This is a genomic window from Lysobacter yananisis (genome assembly GCF_031199375.1).
Lineage (GTDB): Bacteria > Pseudomonadota > Gammaproteobacteria > Xanthomonadales > Xanthomonadaceae > Lysobacter > Lysobacter yananisis.
Map to the genome: position 1 here is coordinate 3,905,749 of NZ_CP133568.1, position 17,347 is coordinate 3,923,095.

General features: G+C 70.5%; 9 protein-coding genes and 2 pseudogenes. 4 read left to right on the forward strand and 7 right to left on the reverse strand.

Annotated features, from left to right (window positions below):
• Window positions 1–677: 677 nt before the first annotated feature.
• On the reverse strand, window positions 678–2,861 hold the full coding sequence (gene katG / locus RDV84_RS16395) for a catalase/peroxidase HPI (protein WP_309150935.1): 2,184 nt from the start codon (window positions 2,859–2,861) through the stop codon (window positions 678–680).
• Between the two features lie 522 nt (window positions 2,862–3,383).
• Here katG and RDV84_RS16400 point away from each other — a divergent pair.
• Window positions 3,384–3,593 carry a hypothetical protein gene (locus RDV84_RS16400; RefSeq protein WP_057948148.1) on the forward strand — a complete coding sequence of 70 codons (210 nt, stop codon included), beginning with the start codon at window positions 3,384–3,386 and terminating at the stop codon, window positions 3,591–3,593.
• Window positions 3,594–3,697: 104 nt separating this feature from the next.
• Here RDV84_RS16400 and RDV84_RS16405 read toward each other — a convergent pair whose 3' ends face one another.
• The 3 genes and pseudogenes from RDV84_RS16405 to RDV84_RS26660 form a co-directional block, all read right to left on the reverse strand.
• A complete protein-coding gene (locus RDV84_RS16405) occupies window positions 3,698–5,161 on the reverse strand; it encodes a catalase (protein WP_309150936.1) in 1,464 nt (487 codons plus the stop codon).
• Window positions 5,162–5,445: 284 nt separating this feature from the next.
• Window positions 5,446–8,838: an AAA family ATPase gene (locus tag RDV84_RS16410; RefSeq protein ID WP_309150937.1), complete on the reverse strand. Its 3,393-nt coding sequence runs from the start codon at window positions 8,836–8,838 to the stop codon at window positions 5,446–5,448.
• A pseudogene (locus tag RDV84_RS26660) lies at window positions 8,796–9,062 on the reverse strand (DUF6053 domain-containing protein); the annotation flags it as partial. The pseudogene RDV84_RS26660 and the gene RDV84_RS16410, both read right to left, overlap by 43 nt.
• Here RDV84_RS26660 and RDV84_RS26665 point away from each other — a divergent pair.
• A pseudogene (locus RDV84_RS26665) lies at window positions 9,004–9,135 on the forward strand (DUF6053 domain-containing protein); the annotation flags it as partial. The pseudogenes RDV84_RS26660 and RDV84_RS26665 sit on opposite strands and share 59 nt — an antisense overlap.
• Here RDV84_RS26665 and mutS read toward each other — a convergent pair.
• Window positions 9,119–11,737 (reverse strand): DNA mismatch repair protein MutS, encoded by a 2,619-nt coding sequence (gene mutS / locus RDV84_RS16415; protein ID WP_425606245.1) that lies wholly within the window; start codon window positions 11,735–11,737, stop codon window positions 9,119–9,121. The pseudogene RDV84_RS26665 and the gene mutS overlap by 17 nt on opposite strands.
• Window positions 11,738–12,048: 311 nt before the next feature.
• On the opposite strand from mutS, the gene RDV84_RS16420 reads away from it, so the two are divergent.
• Both RDV84_RS16420 and RDV84_RS16425 read left to right on the forward strand, forming a co-directional pair.
• Complete coding sequence (locus tag RDV84_RS16420; protein ID WP_309150939.1) at window positions 12,049–13,143, forward strand: efflux RND transporter periplasmic adaptor subunit; 1,095 nt, start codon at window positions 12,049–12,051, stop codon at window positions 13,141–13,143.
• Entirely contained in the window at window positions 13,140–16,220 is a 3,081-nt protein-coding gene (locus RDV84_RS16425; RefSeq protein WP_309150940.1) for an efflux RND transporter permease subunit, read from the forward strand. The genes RDV84_RS16420 and RDV84_RS16425 overlap by 4 nt, the downstream gene beginning before the upstream one ends.
• Before the next feature lie 24 nt (window positions 16,221–16,244).
• Here the strand turns inward: RDV84_RS16425 and RDV84_RS16430 are convergent, their stop codons facing one another.
• Both RDV84_RS16430 and RDV84_RS16435 read right to left on the reverse strand, forming a co-directional pair.
• Window positions 16,245–16,649: a hypothetical protein gene (locus RDV84_RS16430; RefSeq protein WP_309150941.1), complete on the reverse strand. Its 405-nt coding sequence runs from the start codon at window positions 16,647–16,649 to the stop codon at window positions 16,245–16,247.
• Between the two features lie 122 nt (window positions 16,650–16,771).
• Window positions 16,772–17,254: a hypothetical protein gene (locus RDV84_RS16435; protein ID WP_309150942.1), complete on the reverse strand. Its 483-nt coding sequence runs from the start codon at window positions 17,252–17,254 to the stop codon at window positions 16,772–16,774.
• Window positions 17,255–17,347: the final 93 nt, after the last annotated feature.

Sequence of the window (17,347 nt, forward strand, 5' to 3'; positions counted from 1 at the left end):
CCGGAATCCAACCGAAGCGACGTCGCTCCGCCGTCGTTCTTTGAAGCAACGAACCTCTCAAGCCGTCATTCCGGCGAAAGCCGGAATCCATTTCGACTCTGCGGTTGCTCTTGCCTTTGTTGTCGCAACGCGTGACGACAAGCCACGATCAAAAGCTTCCGTCCGCAAGCGGCCGGGTCACTTTCTTTGTCTTAAGCCACAAAGAAAGTAACCAAAGAAAAGGCCTTGTTTTTTCGGATCAAGAGCCACTAAGTCCAGCACCGGGCGCGGGGCCGCGCCATAAGGGACATCCTGTCCCATGGCGCGCGTGCGCATCCATGCGCACGCCCTTCGGGGCTGCGGGGCGTGGGCTTCGCTTGGGGTTGCGTCAGAGCGAACGGCTGAGGCAGGAGCGACAGCAACGTCGTGTGCATTCCGACTTTCGTCGGAATGACGGTTTGGCAAGTTCAGCGCTTCAAGAGGCAGCGGCGGAGCTGCGTCGCTTCGGTTGGATTCGGGCTTGCGCTGGAACGACGGTTGGCGGGCACTGGGTGGGTATTGGCGCGATCGCAGCTTGCGCTGGCGCCGACGCGGCGGGCAAAAAAAGCCCGGCGGGGGCGCCGGGCATGAGATCGCACAGGGTTTCGCGGAGCCCCGCCGCCGCGGCGCCGCGCGAGGCGGTCGCCGCGACGGGGCGCTTATTTCTTCAGGTCGAATCGGTCGGCGTTCATCACCTTGTTCCAGGCGGCGACGAAGTCGCGCACGAATTTCTCCTTGGCGTCGCCGCTGGCATAGACCTCGGCGATCGCGCGTAGTTGCGAGTGCGAGCCGAATACCAGGTCGACGCGGGTGGCGGTCCACTTCGGCACGCCGGTCTTGCGGTCGCGGCCTTCGAACGCGTCCTGGGCCTCGCTGGTCGGCTTCCACGCCGTGCCCATGTCGAGCAGGTTGACGAAGAAGTCGTTGCTCAACGCGCCGACCTTGTCGGTGAATACGCCGTGCTTGCTGCCGCCGGCGTTGGCGCCGAGCACGCGCAGGCCGCCGATCAGCACGGCGGTCTCCGGCGCGCTGAGGTCGAGCAATTGCGCGCGGTCGATCAGCAGCGCTTCGGCGGTCGGTTTGTACGCGCCGGCCAGGTAGTTGCGGAAGCCGTCGGCGAGCGGTTCGAGCGCGGCGAAGGAGTCGACGTCGGTCTGCTCGGCGCTGGCGTCCATGCGGCCCGGCGCGAACGGTACGTCGATCGCCACGCCGGCGTTCTTCGCCGCCTGTTCGACGCCGGCGGAGCCGCCGAGCACGATCAGGTCGGCCAGCGAGACCTTCTTGCCGCCGCCGGCGGCGGCATTGAAGTCCTTCTGGATGCCTTCCAGCGTCGCCAGCACCTTGGCCAGTTGCGCGGGCTGGTTGACCTCCCAGTCCTTCTGCGGCGCCAGGCGGATGCGCGCGCCGTTGGCGCCGCCGCGCTTGTCGGTGCCGCGGAAGGTCGAGGCCGAGGCCCAGGCGGTGGACACCAGCTCGGACACGCTCAGGCCGGACGCGAGGATCTTGGCCTTGAGCGCGGCGATGTCGCCGGCGTCGACGAGCGGATGATCGACGGCCGGGATCGGGTCCTGCCAGATCAGTTCCTCGGCCGGCACTTCCTTGCCGAGGTAGCGCACGCGCGGGCCCATGTCGCGGTGGGTCAGCTTGAACCAGGCGCGGGCGAAGGCGTCGGCGAACTGGTCGGGGTTTTCGAAGAAACGGCGCGAGATTTTCTCGTAGGCCGGATCGAAGCGCAGCGACAGGTCGGTGGTGAGCATGGTCGGCGCCTGGCGCTTGGACGGATCGTGCGCGTGCGGGATCTTGTTCGCCGCGGCGGGGTCCTTGGCGATCCACTGGTGCGCGCCGGCCGGGCTCTTGCTCAGTTCCCATTCGTAGCCGAACAGGTTGGCGAAGAACTCGTTGCTCCATTGCGTCGGTGTGCTGGTCCAGGTGACTTCCAGGCCGCTGGTGATGGCGTCGCCGGCCTTGCCGCTGTTGAAGCTGCTGGCCCAGCCCAGGCCCTGGTCGGCGAGGTCGGCGCCTTCGGGCTCACGGCCGACGTGCGACTCGGGGCCGGCGCCGTGGGTCTTGCCGAAGCTGTGGCCGCCGGCGATCAGGGCGACGGTCTCTTCGTCGTTCATGGCCATGCGCGCGAAGGTCTCGCGGATGTCGCGCGCGGCGGCGATCGGATCGGGATTGCCGTTGGGGCCCTGCGGATTGACGTAGATCAGACCCATCTGCACGGCGCCGAGCGGATTCTCCAGCACCCGGTCGCCGCTGTAGCGTTTGTCGCCGAGCCATTCGGTCTCCGCGCCCCAGTACACGCCTTCTTCCGGCTCCCACACGTCGGCGCGGCCGCCGGCGAAGCCGAAGGTCTTGAAGCCCATCGATTCCAGGGCGACGTTGCCGGTGAGGATCAGCAGGTCGGCCCAGGAAATCTTCTTGCCGTACTTTTGCTTGATCGGCCACAGCAGGCGCCGGGCCTTGTCGAGGTTGCCGTTGTCGGGCCAGCTGTTGAGCGGGGCGAAGCGTTGTTGGCCGGCGCCGGCGCCGCCGCGGCCGTCGAAGATGCGATAGGTGCCGGCGCTATGCCAGGCCATGCGGATGAACAACGGGCCGTAGTGGCCGAAGTCGGCCGGCCACCAGTCCTGCGAATCGGTCATCAATGCGTGCAGGTCTTTCTTGACCGCGTCGAGATCCAGGCTCTTGAAGGCTTCGGCGTAGTCGAAGCCTGCGTCCATCGGATCGGTCGCCGGCGCCTGCTGGTGCAGGATCTTGAGGTTGAGTTGGTTGGGCCACCAGTCGCGGTTGGAGGTGCCGCCGCCGGCAGCGTGGTTGAACGGGCATTTGCTTTCTTTCGACATGGGTGCGTGCCTTTGACGGTGGGTGCGGGCGGGTGGGCGGGGCGAGTGGCGCGTGCGCAACGCAGCGCCGACGCGCGCGATGGGCGCGGTCAGCGGGGCGGGGGCGGTGGATGGGGTAAGACGGATCGGCGCCGGCGCGGTGCGTCGGCGATGCGCGCGCCGCCGTGGGCGGCCGCGAAGGGTACGGCGTTGGGATCGTCCGGCTGGCTCATCGCTGGCGTGGGTGATCGCGGAGTGCCAAGCGACGATAGGCGGGGTCGACGCCGAAGTGAAATTGATCCTTACGACATATTCGATAGGGATCGACTATGGCAGGCCGCCCGGCGTCCGCTTCGCCCGCCGATCATGCGAGCCGGGCGATGGCGGCGGTGTGACCGCGCGCGGGAATCGCGACGCACGGCGCGCATCGCGCGGCTTGTTGCCGTGCAACACGCATTGTGCGCGCCGCGCGCTGCCTACACTGCGGCCAGCGCCGGCCATCGGGGCCGGCGTTGGCGATCCAAAGTCCAAGGAGGCAAGACGATGAAGCGGATGCACATGGGGTGGTTGGCCGCGGCGGCGCTGGTGTTCGGGTTGGGGTTCGGCGCGTCGGCGTCGGCGTCGGATCCGGGCTGCTACAGCACGTGTCAGGAACTGGCGAACGATTGCAGGGCCCAGGCCGGCGGCGGCAGCACCGCGCATTGCGGACGCCTGTACCGCGAGTGCATTGCGGCGTGCAATCTGGAGGGGTGAGCCCGGGGCGTTCGTTCGAGCTTGCGCCGCGGGCGTGAGGTTTCGCGGTCGCGGCTTGCGCCGCTCCTACACGCAGGCCGTGTAGGAGCGGCGCGGCGGACGTTTCAGTCGCCCAGGCCCAGCGCCTTGGCGACGCCTGCGCCGTAGGCCGGATCGGCCTTGGCGCAGTTGCCGATGTGGCGGCGCTTGATGAATTCCGGCGCATCGCCCATCGCGCGCGCGGTGTTGTCGAACAGCGCTTGTTGCTGGGCCGGGGTCATCAGCCGGAACAGGTCGCCGGGCTGGGAGTAGTAATCGGCGTCGTCCTCGCGGAAGTTCCAGAAATCCGCGTCGCCGTTGATGCGCAGCGGCGGCTCGCGGTACTCGGGCTGCTCTTGCCACTGGCCGTAGCTGTTGGGCTCGTAATGCAGCTCGCCGCCGTAGTTGCCGTCCACGCGCATGGCGCCGTCGCGGTGGTTGCTGTGCACCGGGCAGCGCGCGGCGTTGACCGGGATCTGGTGGTGGTTGACCCCGAGCCGGTAGCGCTGCGCGTCGGAATAGGCGAACAGCCGCGCCTGCAGCATCTTGTCCGGCGAGTAGCTGATGCCCGGCACCAGGTTGTTCGGCGCGAACGCGCTCTGCTCGACGTCGGCGTAGAAATTGTCGGGATTGCGGTTGAGCTCCATCTCGCCGACCTCGATCAGCGGGTAGTCCTTCTTCGGCCAGACCTTGGTCAGGTCGAAGGGATGGTAGGGCACCTTGTCCGCGTCGAGCTCGGGCATGACCTGGATGTAGACCTTCCACTTCGGGAAGTCGCCGCGGTCGATCGCTTCGAACAAGTCGCGCTGGTGGCTTTCGCGGTCGCGCCCGATCAGCTCGCCGGCCTCGGCGTCGGTGAGGTTCTTGATGCCCTGCTGGGTCTTGAGGTGGAACTTGACCCAGTAGCGCTCGTTGTCGGCGTTGATGAAGCTGTAGGTGTGCGAGCCGAATCCGTGCATGTGGCGATAGCTGGCCGGGATGCCGCGGTCGCTCATGACGATGGTGACCTGGTGCAGCGCCTCGGGCAGGCTGGTCCAGAAGTCCCAGTTGTTGCGCGCGCTGCGCAGGTTGCTGCGCGGGTCGCGCTTGACCGCCTTGTTGAGGTCGGGGAACTTGCGCGGATCGCGCACGAAGAACACCGGCGTGTTGTTGCCGACCAGATCCCAGTTGCCTTCCTCGGTGTAGAACTTCAGCGCGAAGCCGCGGATGTCGCGCTCGGCGTCGGCGGCGCCGCGCTCGCCGGCGACGGTGGTGAAGCGGGCGAACATCGGGGTCTGCTTGCCGATGCCGTCGAAGATCTTGGCGCGGGTGTAGCGGCGGATGTCGCCGGTGACGGTGAAGGTGCCGAACGCGCCGGAGCCTTTGGCGTGCATGCGCCGCTCGGGGATGATCTCGCGGTTGAGGTTGGCGAGCTTCTCGATCAGCCACAGGTCCTGCATCAGCAGCGGGCCGCGCGGGCCGGCGGTCATGCTGTTCTGGTTGTCGACCACCGGCGCGCCGAAGGCGGTGGTGAGTTTGCTGCGGGGCTTGGAATCGTCGGGCGGGCTCATGCTGGCTCCGTGCCTGGGATGGGGAGGAGCCTCGACGATAAGTGCGGTGGGGTGGGATTAGGAAATCGAATGTTTCGACTTGTTCGATAGGGATGAGCTATTGCGGTCGCGATGGAGTGCGTTGTTGTGAGCGCGGTCGCAGGTGGCGTGGCGTCTGGAAAAGAACGTCGGGCCTGAAGGCCCTCCCACAACAGCGGCCGACGCGCTCGGCTGTTGTGGGAGGGCCTTCAGGCCCGACGCTTTCATCTCAGCCGCGACCATGCTTCAACGCAGCCGCGAACGCATCACTCGCCGCTTATCGCATCGAACTCGCCCGCCAGCACCCGATCGAGCCGCCCGCTGCGCCAGCCGCGCACGCCGTCGCGCACCAGCGGCGCCGGCGACTGCCGATAACGCCGGGCGATGCGCCGCTCGCTTTCGCCGCCCGCGGACGCCGGCGCGCCCTGCGCCTGGCGCGCGCGGCCGGGCAGGTCGGGCGCGACCTGGACCAGTACCGACAGGCGCTGGGTCTGGTCGTCGGCCTTGTCTTCGTACACGTGCAGGCCGGCCTCGTGCTGCAGCAGCTCGAACGCGCCGAAGCCGCTGACCGCGAGCCAGGCGCTGCCGCGCTCGCGGTCTTCGCGCAGCACTTGCACGCGCATGTTGCGGCGTTGGGCCCAGGCCAAGTACATGTCCAGCACCTGCCGCCACCACGCGCGCAGGTCCTGGCCCTGGCGCGGCTGCGCCGATTCGCTGAGGTCGATCTCCACCAGCGCGTCCTGCGGGCGCTCGCCGCGCAGCGCGTCCACCGCCAGGCCGAGCAGGAACAGCAACTGCGCCAGCGATTGCACGAAGCGGGCGTTGCCGCCGTCGCGGCCGAGCCGTTGCTGCAGGCGCAGCGCGGTGTCGAGCGCGCTTTCGATGCGGTCGCGGCGTTCGATCCGGTCGAGCGCGGCGTGGCGGTCGGGCGATTCCCAGAAACCGGCGGCGGCCATGCGCGCGTAGTCGGCTTCGCGCTCGCCGCGCCAGTGCGCACCGAGCACGGTGTCTTCCAGCGCCGCCAGCCGCGCGTCCAGGCGCGCGACCGCCTCGCTGCCGGCGACCGGCGCGTAGACCAGATCGCGCAGGTCGTCGGTGGCGGGCGCGGTTGCGGCGTCGGCCGGTTGCGGCGTCGGCGCCGGCGCCGCGAGCGCGCCGGCGGCGGGATTGGGATCGATGAACTCGACGTCGAGCTTGTCGCCGGCGCTGCGCACGAACAGGAACTGATCGCCCTGCGGCGCGCGGTGCTCGACGATGCTGCGCGCCAGCGGCGCCAGCAGGTAGTGCTCGATCGCGCGGCGCAGCGGGCGCGCGCCGAGGTCCGGGGTGAAGCCGCGGTCGAGCAGGAACTCGATCGCCGAAGGCTCCCATTCCACCGCCCAGTCGCGGTTGCGCAGGCCGCGCCGGGTCAGCACGCGGGCGAGTTCCTTGTGCAGGATCTCGCGCATCAGCGCGCGGTCGAGCGGATTGAACAGCACCACCCGGTCGAGGCGGTTGATGAACTCGCGGCGGAAGGTCTCGAACAGCGCCTTCTCCACCGCGCTGCGCGAATAGCCGCCGCGCACCGAGGTGAAGCCGGGCCCGGCGCTGCGCGAAATGGTCGAGCCGACGTTGCTGGTGAGGATGATGATGCTGTGGCGGAAGTCGGCGGTGTGGCCGCTGCGGTCGCTCAGGCGGGCGTCGTCGAACACCTGCAGGAACAGGTCCCACACCTTCGGATGCGCCTTCTCGAATTCGTCCAGCAGCACCACCGAGAACGGCTGCTCGCGGATGCGCGAGGTCAGCGAGCGCACGCCGCCGGCGCCGCCTTCGTCGGCGGTCAGGCGCCAGGCCGAGTCCTCGGACTGGAACTCGCTCATGTCCAGGCGCAGCAGGCGTTCGTCGCTGCCGAACAGCAACTCGCCGAGGGCCTTGGCCAGTTCGGTCTTGCCGGTGCCGGTGGGGCCGGCGAACAGGAACACGCCGATCGGCCGGCCGTTGTCGGTCAGGCCGGCCTTGAGCATGGCGATGCGGTCGAGCAGCGCGTCCACCGCTTCGTCCTGGCCGAGCACGCGGCGGCGGAAGAACTCGCGCAGGCGCTCCAGGTCCAGGCTCTGGCGGTCGTCGATGACTTCCAGCGGCAGGCCGCTGCGCTGGGCGATGGTCGCGAGCAGGCGTTCGCCGTCGAGCGGCAGCGCCGCCGGCTCTTGCGCGCACGCGGCCTGCAGCGCGTCGCCGAGCAGGCGCAGCAGGCGCCCGGGTTCGTGCTGTTCGGGGAAGTACTGCGCGGCCATGCGCGCGGCCTCGGCCAGGGTGCGTTCGCCGGCGACCTCGCGGCCCAGGCGCTCGCTTTCGATCCGCGCCCATTGCGCGGCGAGCGGGGCCAGCGCGGCCGGTTCCAGCGGCATCAGGTTGAGCAGTTCGAAGTGGTGCTTGATCACCGGCCGCGCGACCAGCAACTGGGCCAGTTGGCGCGGAGTGATCTCGCCGATCACGCGCAGGCGGCCGCGCTCGATCGCCGGCAGCACCAGGTCGAGCAGGCCGCGCGGGTCGCGCGAGTGCGAGCCCTTGGCGAGCAGGTCGAAGAACTCCGGCGCGCGCCACAGCGCGCGCGGGCGGTCGAGCACGGCGAGCATCTCGCGCACGCGTTCTTCCAATTCGCCGATGTAGCTCTGGCCCGACAGGACTTCCGCCGCGCTGGCCTCGAACACCAGCCAGCCTTCGGCTTGCAGGCGCTGGGCCAGCAGGTCGATCAGCACGGTCTTGCCGACGCCGTGCTCGCCGGTCACCAGCACCGAGGCCGCGGCGTCGCCGGTCAGCAGTTCGTGCAGCCGTTCGAGCTGTTGTTCCAGCGCGGCGTGGGCCACGCGCACGCCCGGCTTGGGCGCGGCGTCGACCCGGCCGAACGCGCCGAGCACGCGGGTTTCGCGGCGGCGGCCGACGGCGCGCTCGGCCTGCTCGATCAACGGCTGCAGCATCGGCGAATCGAAGCGCTTGAGCGTGTCGCGCAGCTGGCCGGCGGCGCTTTCCTCGAGATCGTCCAGCGCCGGCGCGGCCGGCGCCGGGCCGAACTGTTCGGCCCACTGCAGGTAGTCGCGCAGGTGCTGGCGCACCGGGGCGAAATCCCACCACCACGGTTGGGCGTGGCGCAGCAGCCGCGGCAGCGCGCCGGCGTCGGCGCGGGTGCGCAGATGTTCGATCAGGAAGTGCAGCGGATAGCCGCCGAAACCGCCGGCCTGGTCGAGCACCGGTTCGAGCGCGACATCGGGGCGACGCGGCAAGGCCTTGGTCACCATCGACTGCAGCACGTAGCCGGAGCCGGTGAGGTGGCGGATCAGTTCCTCGGCATCGAACAGCGCCGGGTCGGCGAGCAGTTCCGCGCCCTGGTGGAACTCGGGCAAGGCGAGCAGATCCTGCGGGCGCTGGATGCGTTCGTCGAGCGCGTCGAGGCGGCGGACCAGGGCGAACAGGCGCTCCTGCGGCGTTTCCCCGGCCTGCGCGGCGCTGTCCTCGGCGGGCGCGGCGGACGCTTCGGTCCCGCTCGCGTCCGCGCCGTCGCTGTCGACGTCGCGGCTGGCGGTTTGCGCGACGAGGGCCTGCGCGCTCGGCACGGCGGGGCGATAAAGGCGGGCGAGGATCAGGCCGGCGACGATGCCGACCAGGAATAGCAGGGCTTCCACAGGCGCTCCGGTGTCCGTTCCGGGCGACAGTTTAGCGGCTGGGGTGCGTGGCTCGCGGGCGGGAGCGGGTTGTGGCGGTCACAGATTGCGCGGTGGCTGGGAGGAGAGCGTCGGGGCTGAAGCCCCTTCCACAAGAGCGTTGCGCTTGTTGTTGTGGGAGGGCCTTCAGGCCCGATGCTTTTGTGTCCGATCATCGCGATCCGAGCGAAAGGCATCGGGCCTGAAGGCCCTCCCACTGCAGCATTCAGTCACTGCAGCGCTTGGGCCATGGGTACGGCGTTCAGGCCAGCGCCTTGATCCGGTACAACGCTTCCAACGCCTGCTTCGGCGTCAGTTCGTCCGGATCGACTTCGGCCAGCGCGTCCAACGCGGCCGAGGACGACGCGGCGAACAGACCGAACTGCTGCGGCGCATCCAGCGCGGCCTTGGCGAACGACGGCTTCGGCGTTTCGCGGCCCTGGTTCTCCAGTTCGATCAGGCGCCCGCGCGCCTGCTTGACCACCGACTTGGGCAGGCCGGCCAGCGCCGCCACCTGCAGGCCGAAGCTGCGGTCGGCCGGGCCGTCCTTGACCGCGTGCATGAACACCAGTTGCTCGTTGCCGCTCTGGTCGCGGTGTTCGACCGCGTCCAGGTGCACGTTGGCGATGCCGTTGCCCGGTTCGGCCAGCGCGGTCAGTTCGAAGTAGTGGGTCGCGAACAAGGTGTAGGCGCGATTGTGGTGCGCCAGGTGGCGCGCGCAGGCCTCGGCCAGGGCCAGGCCGTCGTAGGTCGAGGTGCCGCGGCCGATCTCGTCCATCAGCACCAGCGAACAGTCGGTGGCGTGGTGGAGGATGTAACTGGTCTCGCTCATCTCGACCATGAAGGTCGACTGGCCGCGGGCGAGGTCGTCGCCGGCGCCGATGCGGGTCAGGATGCGGTCGACCGGGCCGAGCGTCGCGCGCGCGGCCGGCACGAAGCTGCCGATGTGCGCGAGCAGCACGATCAGCGCGTTCTGGCGCATGTAGGTGGATTTACCGCCCATGTTCGGGCCGGTGATGACCAGCATGCGGCGGCCGTTGCTGTCGTCGAGCACCAGGTCGTTGGGCTCGAACGGCTCGCTGCGCACCGCCTCGACCACCGGGTGGCGGCCGCGCAGGATGCACAGGCCCGGCGCCTCGGTCAGCTCCGGCTGCGACCAGTCCAGGCTGGCGGCGCGTTCGGCGAACGCGCACAGCACGTCCAGTTCCGACAGCGCCGCGGCGCAGCGCTTGAGCGGTTCCAGGCGTTCGTTGAGCGCGTCGAGCAGCTGTTCGTACAGCAGCCGCTCGCGGGCCAGGGCGCGTTCGCGCGCCGACAGCACCTTGTCCTCGAACTGCTTGAGCTCTTCGGTGATGTAGCGCTCGGCGTTGCTGAGGGTCTGGCGGCGGGTGTAGTGGGTCGGCGCCTTCTCGGCCTGGGCCTTGCTGACTTCCAGGTAATAGCCGTGGACGCGGTTGTAGCCGACCTTGAGCGTGGGGATGCCGCTGGCGATGCGCTCGCGCGCTTCCAGGTCGACCAGGAACTGGTCGGCGTTGGTCGACAGCGTGCGCAGCTCGTCGAGCTCGGCGTCGTAGCCGGGCGCGAACACGCCGCCGTCGCGCGCCAGCACCGGCGGCTGCGGCACGATCGCCTCGGCCAGCAGGTGCGCGTGCGCATCGTGCTCGCCGAGTTCGTCGGCCAGCGCGGCCAGGCGCGGCGCGTCGAGCGGGCGCAGCAGGCCGCGCACGTCCGGCAGCAGGCCCAGGCCGTCGCGCAGCGTCGACAGGTCGCGCGGGCGCGCGCTGCGCAGGGCGATGCGCGAGAGGATGCGTTCGAGGTCGCCGAGCGCGCGGAAACGTTCGCGCACGTCGTCGCCGGCGCGGCTTTCGATCAGCGTGGCGACCGCCTGGTGGCGGTGGCGCAGCGCGGCGCGGTCGCGCAGCGGCCGGTGCAGCCAGCGCCGCAGCAGGCGCCCGCCCATCGGCGTGACGGTGCTGTCGAGCACGCCGAGCAGGGTAGTGCGGCTGTCGCCGTCGATGCGGCTGTCGAGTTCCAGATGGCGGCGGGTGGCGGCGTTCATGGCGATCGCGCCGTCGCCGGATTCCACCGCGATCGAAGTCAGGTGCGGCAGGCGCTGCTTCTGGGTTTCCTCGACATAGCCCAGCAGCGCGGCCGCGGCGGCGACCGCGAGCGGCTTGTCTTCCAGGCCGAAGCCGGACAGGTCGTGCAGGCCGAAGAAGCGCAGCAACTGGCGGCGGCCGCTGTCGACGTCGAACAGCCACGGCGCGCGCCGGCGCACGCCGTTGCGCTCGGATACGAACGCGCCCCAGCCGTCTTCGTCGGGCATCAGCGTTTCGGCCGGCTCCAGCCGCGCCAGTTCGGCTTCCAGCGCGTCTTCGCTCGCCACTTCGTTGACCAGGAAACGGCCGGCGGCGAGGTCCGCCCAGGCCAGGCCCCAACCGCTCTTGCCGCGCGAGACCGCCAGCAGCAAGGTGTCGCGGCGTTCGTTGAGCAGCGCCTCGTCGGTGACCGTGCCCGGGGTGATGACGCGTACCACCTTGCGTTCGACGATGCCCTTGGCCAGGGCCGGATCGCCGATCTGCTCGCAGATCGCCACCGACTCGCCCAGCGCCACCAGCCGCGCCAGATAACCTTCGGCGGAGTGGTGCGGCACGCCCGCCATCGGGATCGGCTGGCCGGCCGAGGCGCCGCGTTGGGTCAGGGTGATGTCGAGCAGGCGCGCGGCCTTGCGCGCGTCGTCGTAGAACAGTTCGTAGAAATCGCCCATGCGGAAGAACAGCAGCACGTCGGGGTGCTCGCTCTTGGCGGCGAAGAACTGCTTCATCAGGGGGGTATGTTCTTCAGCGCCCTTGCTGGCGCCGGCTTTCTGGGTTTTCTGCATTTGATTCAACGATTTAGATAATTTCGGTGCAGCGAATTGGCGACCAGTATGGACAATCGGGGCCGTCCAGACACGTCCGGCCCGCGGCGACGCCGGCATCGCGGCCGCGGCGCCCGGTCCGCGCCGCTGCGCCAGGGCCCGCGCCGGGCGGAGTGGGGCGCGGCGTATGCGCGATCCTCGCGCCGCGGCAACGTCGCGGACTTTAATAACTTCTAAATCCGCCACACTAGGCTGCCGCGATCGCCGCGAAACCGGCGGCGCCCGCGCCGCCGGGCTGCGCGCGGCCCCTCCACGCCCCTGACGAAGCCCCGATGCCTTCAACAATCCGTTGGTTCGCCCTGATCGCTGTGTGTGCGGGTTTGCTGGGCTGCGCGGAGAAACCGGACGCGGCGGCCGCCGCCGGCGCCGATGCGTCGGCGCTCGCGGTCTCGCTGAGCCAGGCGCGGTTGCAGCCGGTGCAGCGCTCGGTCAGCGTGTCGGGCCCGGTGTCGGCCTACGAGGAGATGCTGCTGGGCGTGGAGCTCAGCGGCCAGCGCGTGACCGCGCTGCATGTAGACGTCGGCCAGTCGGTGCGCCGCGGGCAAGTGCTGCTGGAACTGGATCGCCGCACCCTGGACAGCGAGCTCGCCCAGGCGCAGGCCAGCTTGAAACAGGCCCAGGCCTCGCTGACGCTGGCGCAGGTGAACTACGACCGCGGCGCCAAGCTCGCCGCTACGCAGTTGATCAGCGCCAGCAGTCTGGACGAGCTGCGCGCGACCCGGGTGCAGGCCGAGGCGCAGGTCGCCACCGCCCGCGCCAGCCGCGATGCCGCCGGCTTGCGCCGCGATTTCGCCGAACTGCGCGCGCCCGCCGACGGCGTGGTGTCCAAGCGCCTGGTGCAGCCGGGCCAGGTGGTCTCGGCCGGCGCCGAGCTGCTGCGGCTGATCCGCGACGGCCGGCTGGAATGGCGCGCCGAACTGTCCGAGGCGCAGTTGGCCGACGTCGGCGTCGGCGACCCGGTGGAACTGGCGTACGGCGCCCGGTCCGTCGCCGGCCGCATCCGCGCGGTCAGTCCCGGCGTCGATGCGCAGACCCGGACCGGCACGGTCTACGCCGACCTGCCGCAGCCCGGCCCGCTCAAGCCCGGAGTCTTCGTCGAGGGCCGCATCGTCACCGGCGACGGCCAGGCGCTGATGGTGCCCGCCGCCGCGGTGGTGCAGCGCGACGGCCACAGCTATGTGTTCACGATGAAGGACGCGCACTCGGTGCAGCGCCGCCGGGTCGGCACCGGCCAGACCGCGCGCGGCCATATCGAGATCGTCGACGGGCTCAAGCCGGGCGAGCGCGTGGTCAGCGGCGGCGCCGGCTTCCTCGGCGACGGCGACCGCGTGCGGGTGGTGCCCGCCGCCGCGGAGCGCGCGCCGTGAATTTCTCCGCCTGGGCGATCCGCCGGCCGCTGCCGGCGATGATGGTGTTCTTCGTGCTCTGCGTCGCCGGACTGTGGGGCTTCCACCAGTTGCCGGTGGCGCGCTTTCCCGACATCGCGTTCCCGATGACCACGGTCACGGTGACCCAGCCGGGCGCCTCGCCGAGCCAGCTGGAGGCCGAGGTCACCCGCAAGATCGAGGACTCGGTGGCCACCGTCACCAACGTCAAGCGGGTGATGTCGACGGTCAGCGAGGGCGTGAGCACCACCCAGATCGAGTTCCAGCTCGAAGCCGACCTGGCCACCGCGCTGGACGACACCCGCGACGCGGTCACCCGCATCCGCACCGACCTGCCGCAGGACATCCAGGAACCGGTGATCTCCAAGGTCGAGATCGGCGGCTCGCTGATGACCTACGCGCTGGTGGCGCCGCAGATGAGCGCGGACGAGGCCAGCTGGTTCGTCGATCGCGAAGTCTCCCGCGCCATGTACGGCGTGCCCGGCGTGGCCCGGGTCACCCGGGTCGGCGGCGTGGATCGGCAGGTGCGGGTGGACATGGACCCCAACGCCTTGCTCGCTTACGGCGTCACCGCCGGCGCCGTGTCGCGGCAGCTGGCGGCGATCCAGGTCGAGCGCGCCGGCGGCAAGGCCGAGCTGGACGGCGCGCAGCAGACCATCCGCACCCTGGGCACCGTCGCCGATGCCAAGGCGCTGCGCGATTACTCGATCAGCCTGCCCGACGGACGCGCGGTGCGGCTGTCCACGCTGGCGCGGGTCAGCGACGCCGCCGCCGACCCCAGCGAAGCGGCGCTGCTGGACGGCCGCGACGTGGTCGCCTTCTCGATGTCGCGCACGCGCGGCTCCAGCGAGGTCAAGGTCGAAGCCGGCGTGCACGCGGCGCTGGACCGGCTCAAGGCCGGCCACCCCGGCATCGATTTCCGCCTGGTCACCACCGCCATAGACGAGACCCACCGCTCCTACGATTCGTCGATGACGATGCTGTGGGAGGGCGCGCTGCTGGCGCTGCTGGTGGTGTTCGCGTTCCTGCGCAACTGGCGCGCGACCTGGGTGTCGGCGCTGGCGCTGCCGCTGTCGATCATCCCGACCTTCGCGGTGATGTACTGGTTCGGCTTCACCTTGAACCTGATCACCCTGCTGGCGCTGTCGGTGGTGGTCGGCATCCTGGTCGACGACGCCATCGTCGAGATCGAGAACATCGTGCGCCACCTGCGCATGGGCAAGCCGCCGCTGGAGGCCGCGCGCGAGGCCGCGGGCGAGATCGGCAACGCAGTGATCGCGACCTCGCTGACCCTGGCGGCGGTGTTCGTGCCGGTGGCGTTCATGCCCGGCATCGCCGGCAAGTTCTTCCGCGAGTTCGGCTGGACCGCGGCGACCGCGGTGCTGTTCTCGCTGTTGGTCGCGCGCCTGCTCACCCCGATGATGGCGGCCTACCTGCTCAAGCCGCACGGCGAGGAAACCGGCGATACCCGGCTGATGCGCTGGTACCTGGGCTGGGTCGACGCCGCGCTGCGCCATCGCGCGCGCACGCTGTGGATCGCCACCGCGCTGTTCGTCGCTTCGCTGGCGCTGGTGCCGCTGATCCCGGCCACCTTCATCCCGCAGTCGGACCTGGGCCGCAGCAACCTGAGCCTGGAACTGCCGCCGGGCACGCGCCTGGAGGAGACCCGCGCGGTCGCCGAGCGCGCGCGCGCGCTGCTCAAGGACATGCCCGAACTCAAGCAGGTCTATACCGCGATCGGCAGCGTGCTGGACCTGGGCGACCCCTCGACCACCGGCGTGCCGGACGTGCGCAAGGCCACCTTGGTGCTGGACTGGGGCCTGGCCGACGACCGCGAACGCGACCAGCGCGCGCTCGAGCGCGACGCGCGCGCGCGCTTGGCCGACCTGGCCGGGGTGCGGGTGAGCTATGTCAGTTCCGAGCCCGGCAACCTGCTGCAACTGGTGCTGTCCGGCGACGATCCGCAGCGGCTGCAGGACGCCTCGATCGCGCTGGAGCGCGATCTGCGCGCGATCCCGGGGTTGGGCAGCGTGACCTCGTCGGCGTCGCTGCTGCGGCCGGAAATCCAGATCGTGCCCAATCCGGCCCGCGCCGCCGACCTGGGCGTGGCGACCGCCGACATCGCCGAGGCCGCGCGCATCGCCACCGCCGGCGACTACGAACAGCGCCTGGCCAAGCTCAACCTGCCGGACCGGCAGATTCCGATCCGGGTCGGCTTCGCCGAGGCGACGCTGGCGAATCCGGCGTTGATCGGCCAGCTGCGCGTGCCCGGCCGCAACGGCCCGGTGCCGCTGGCGGCGGTCGCCGAGATCCGCATGGGCAGCGGCCCTTCGCAGATTTCGCGCTACCAGCGCCAGCGCAACGTGACCCTGACCGCCGAACTCAACGGCCGCCCGCTGGGCGAGGTCATGGAGACGGTGCAGGGGCTGCCGAGCGTCAAGCAACTGCCGCCGGGCGTGAGCTTCCTCAACACCGGCGACGCCGAGGTCTTCGTCGAACTGTTCATCGGCTTCCTGTTGGCGATGGCGGCGGGGCTGGCCTGCATCTACATGGTGCTGTTGCTGTTGTTCAACCACGCGCTGATGCCGCTGACCATCCTGACCGCGGTGCCGCTGTGCGCCGGCGGCGCGTTCGGCGCGCTGCTGCTGACCCAGAACATGCTGTCGCTGCCGGCCTTGATCGGCCTACTGATGCTGATCGGCATCGCCACCAAGAACTCGATCCTGCTGGTGGACTACGCGGTGATCGCCGAGGACGAGCACGGCATGACCCAGCACGACGCGCTGATCGACGCCTGCCGCAAGCGCGCCCAGCCGATCGTCATGACCACGCTGGCGATGGGCGCGGGCATGATGCCGATCGCGCTGGGCTTCTCCGGCGACTCCAGCTTCCGCGCGCCGATGGCGATCGCGGTGATCGGCGGCCTGATCACCTCGACCCTGCTCAGCCTGATCGTGATTCCGGCGGCCTTCACCGTCATCGACGACCTAGGCGAATGGTTGACCCGCAAGTTCCGCCATCGCTCCTCGCACCCGGCGCCGCCGGCGGCGTCGGGCTGAGCGCGCCGCGGGCGGGGCGCGGACTCAGCGGTCCGGGTGCGCGAGCGCGGCAGCGAGCCGGGCCCGCGCTCGCGCGAGTTCGCCGGCCAGGCCTTGATAGCTCGACACGCCGGCGGACATCTGGTCCAGCACCGCCGCGACCGCTTCGGCGGCGGCGACCGCTTCGCGGCAGGCGTCGGCATCGGCCGTCTGCGCGCTTGCGCAGGGCCGGCGCGGCCAGCGGTCGCGATACGCGGCGGCGACGCGCATGAGTCGGTCGTAGCCGGGCTTCACCGCGGCGCGGTCGTCGAAGTGCAAGGCGGCGTCGATGGCGTCTGCGCACGCGTCGAGCTCGGCCAGGAAACGTGCCAACAGCAGGCATTCGGCCGGTTCCTCGCGCGATCGTTCGCGGTCCGTCGCTGCGCGTGCGGGCGCTTGCTCGTCGGTCATCGGGCGGCGCCTGTCGCGGTGCGAATGCGGCCGCCAGCTTGGCGCAGCGCGGCCCGCGCGGCAATCGGCGTACGCCGGCGAAGCCGCGGCGGACGCAGGCGCCGCGCTGCGGCGCGCCAGGATCAGGCGTTGCGCGGATCGAGCTGGCTGATCGTCGCCAGCGACAGGCCCTGAGTCGGCCCCGGCGGCTGCGCCTGCGACATCGGCACGCCTTCGCAGCGCGATTCGGCGGCGCGGTCGGCGGCGGCCTGGGCGGCTTCGGCCGAGCGGGCCGCCGCGGCGGCGGCGTTGCCGGCTTCCTCGTGCGCTTCCAACTGGGCGTCGGTGGTGATCATGCCGCCGATCGCGTCGTCGACCGCCTGCGCGGCTTCCTCGGCGGCTTTGGCGGCTTGCTGCGCGGCTTCGGCGGCTTCTTTGGCGGCCTGGGGATCGTTGCAGGCGCGGGCCGCGGCGGCGGCCGCGTCGGCGGCTCTCTGCGCGGCGGCGGTGGCTTCCTGGGTCATCGCGCCGAGCTGCGCGTCGGCCTGGGCCTGGTTGGCGGCGTTGGCGTTGCTGGCGGCGTCGGAGCCGGCGACGCCGGAGGCGCCGGAAGAGGATTCGGCCATGGGTACGCTCCTTGTGGTCCGTTCGGACAGGGGGGACGGCGCAGGGGGCCGGCGCCGCAGTCCGAACCTACCCCCGGCCGGCGCGCGGAGGCA

Excerpts from the sequence above, each read along its gene's own strand:
- RDV84_RS16420 (WP_309150939.1), top strand. The coding sequence starts at position 12,049 with ATGCCTTCAACAATCCGTTGGTTCGCCCTGATCGCTGTGTGTGCGGGT.
- RDV84_RS16400 (WP_057948148.1), top strand. The coding sequence starts at position 3,384 with ATGAAGCGGATGCACATGGGGTGGTTGGCCGCGGCGGCGCTGGTGTTC.
- RDV84_RS16435 (WP_309150942.1), bottom strand. The coding sequence starts at position 17,254 with ATGGCCGAATCCTCTTCCGGCGCCTCCGGCGTCGCCGGCTCCGACGCC.
- RDV84_RS16405 (WP_309150936.1), bottom strand. The coding sequence starts at position 5,161 with ATGAGCCCGCCCGACGATTCCAAGCCCCGCAGCAAACTCACCACCGCC.
- RDV84_RS16430 (WP_309150941.1), bottom strand. The coding sequence starts at position 16,649 with ATGACCGACGAGCAAGCGCCCGCACGCGCAGCGACGGACCGCGAACGA.
- mutS (WP_425606245.1), bottom strand. The coding sequence starts at position 11,737 with ATGCAGAAAACCCAGAAAGCCGGCGCCAGCAAGGGCGCTGAAGAACAT.
- katG (WP_309150935.1), bottom strand. The coding sequence starts at position 2,861 with ATGTCGAAAGAAAGCAAATGCCCGTTCAACCACGCTGCCGGCGGCGGC.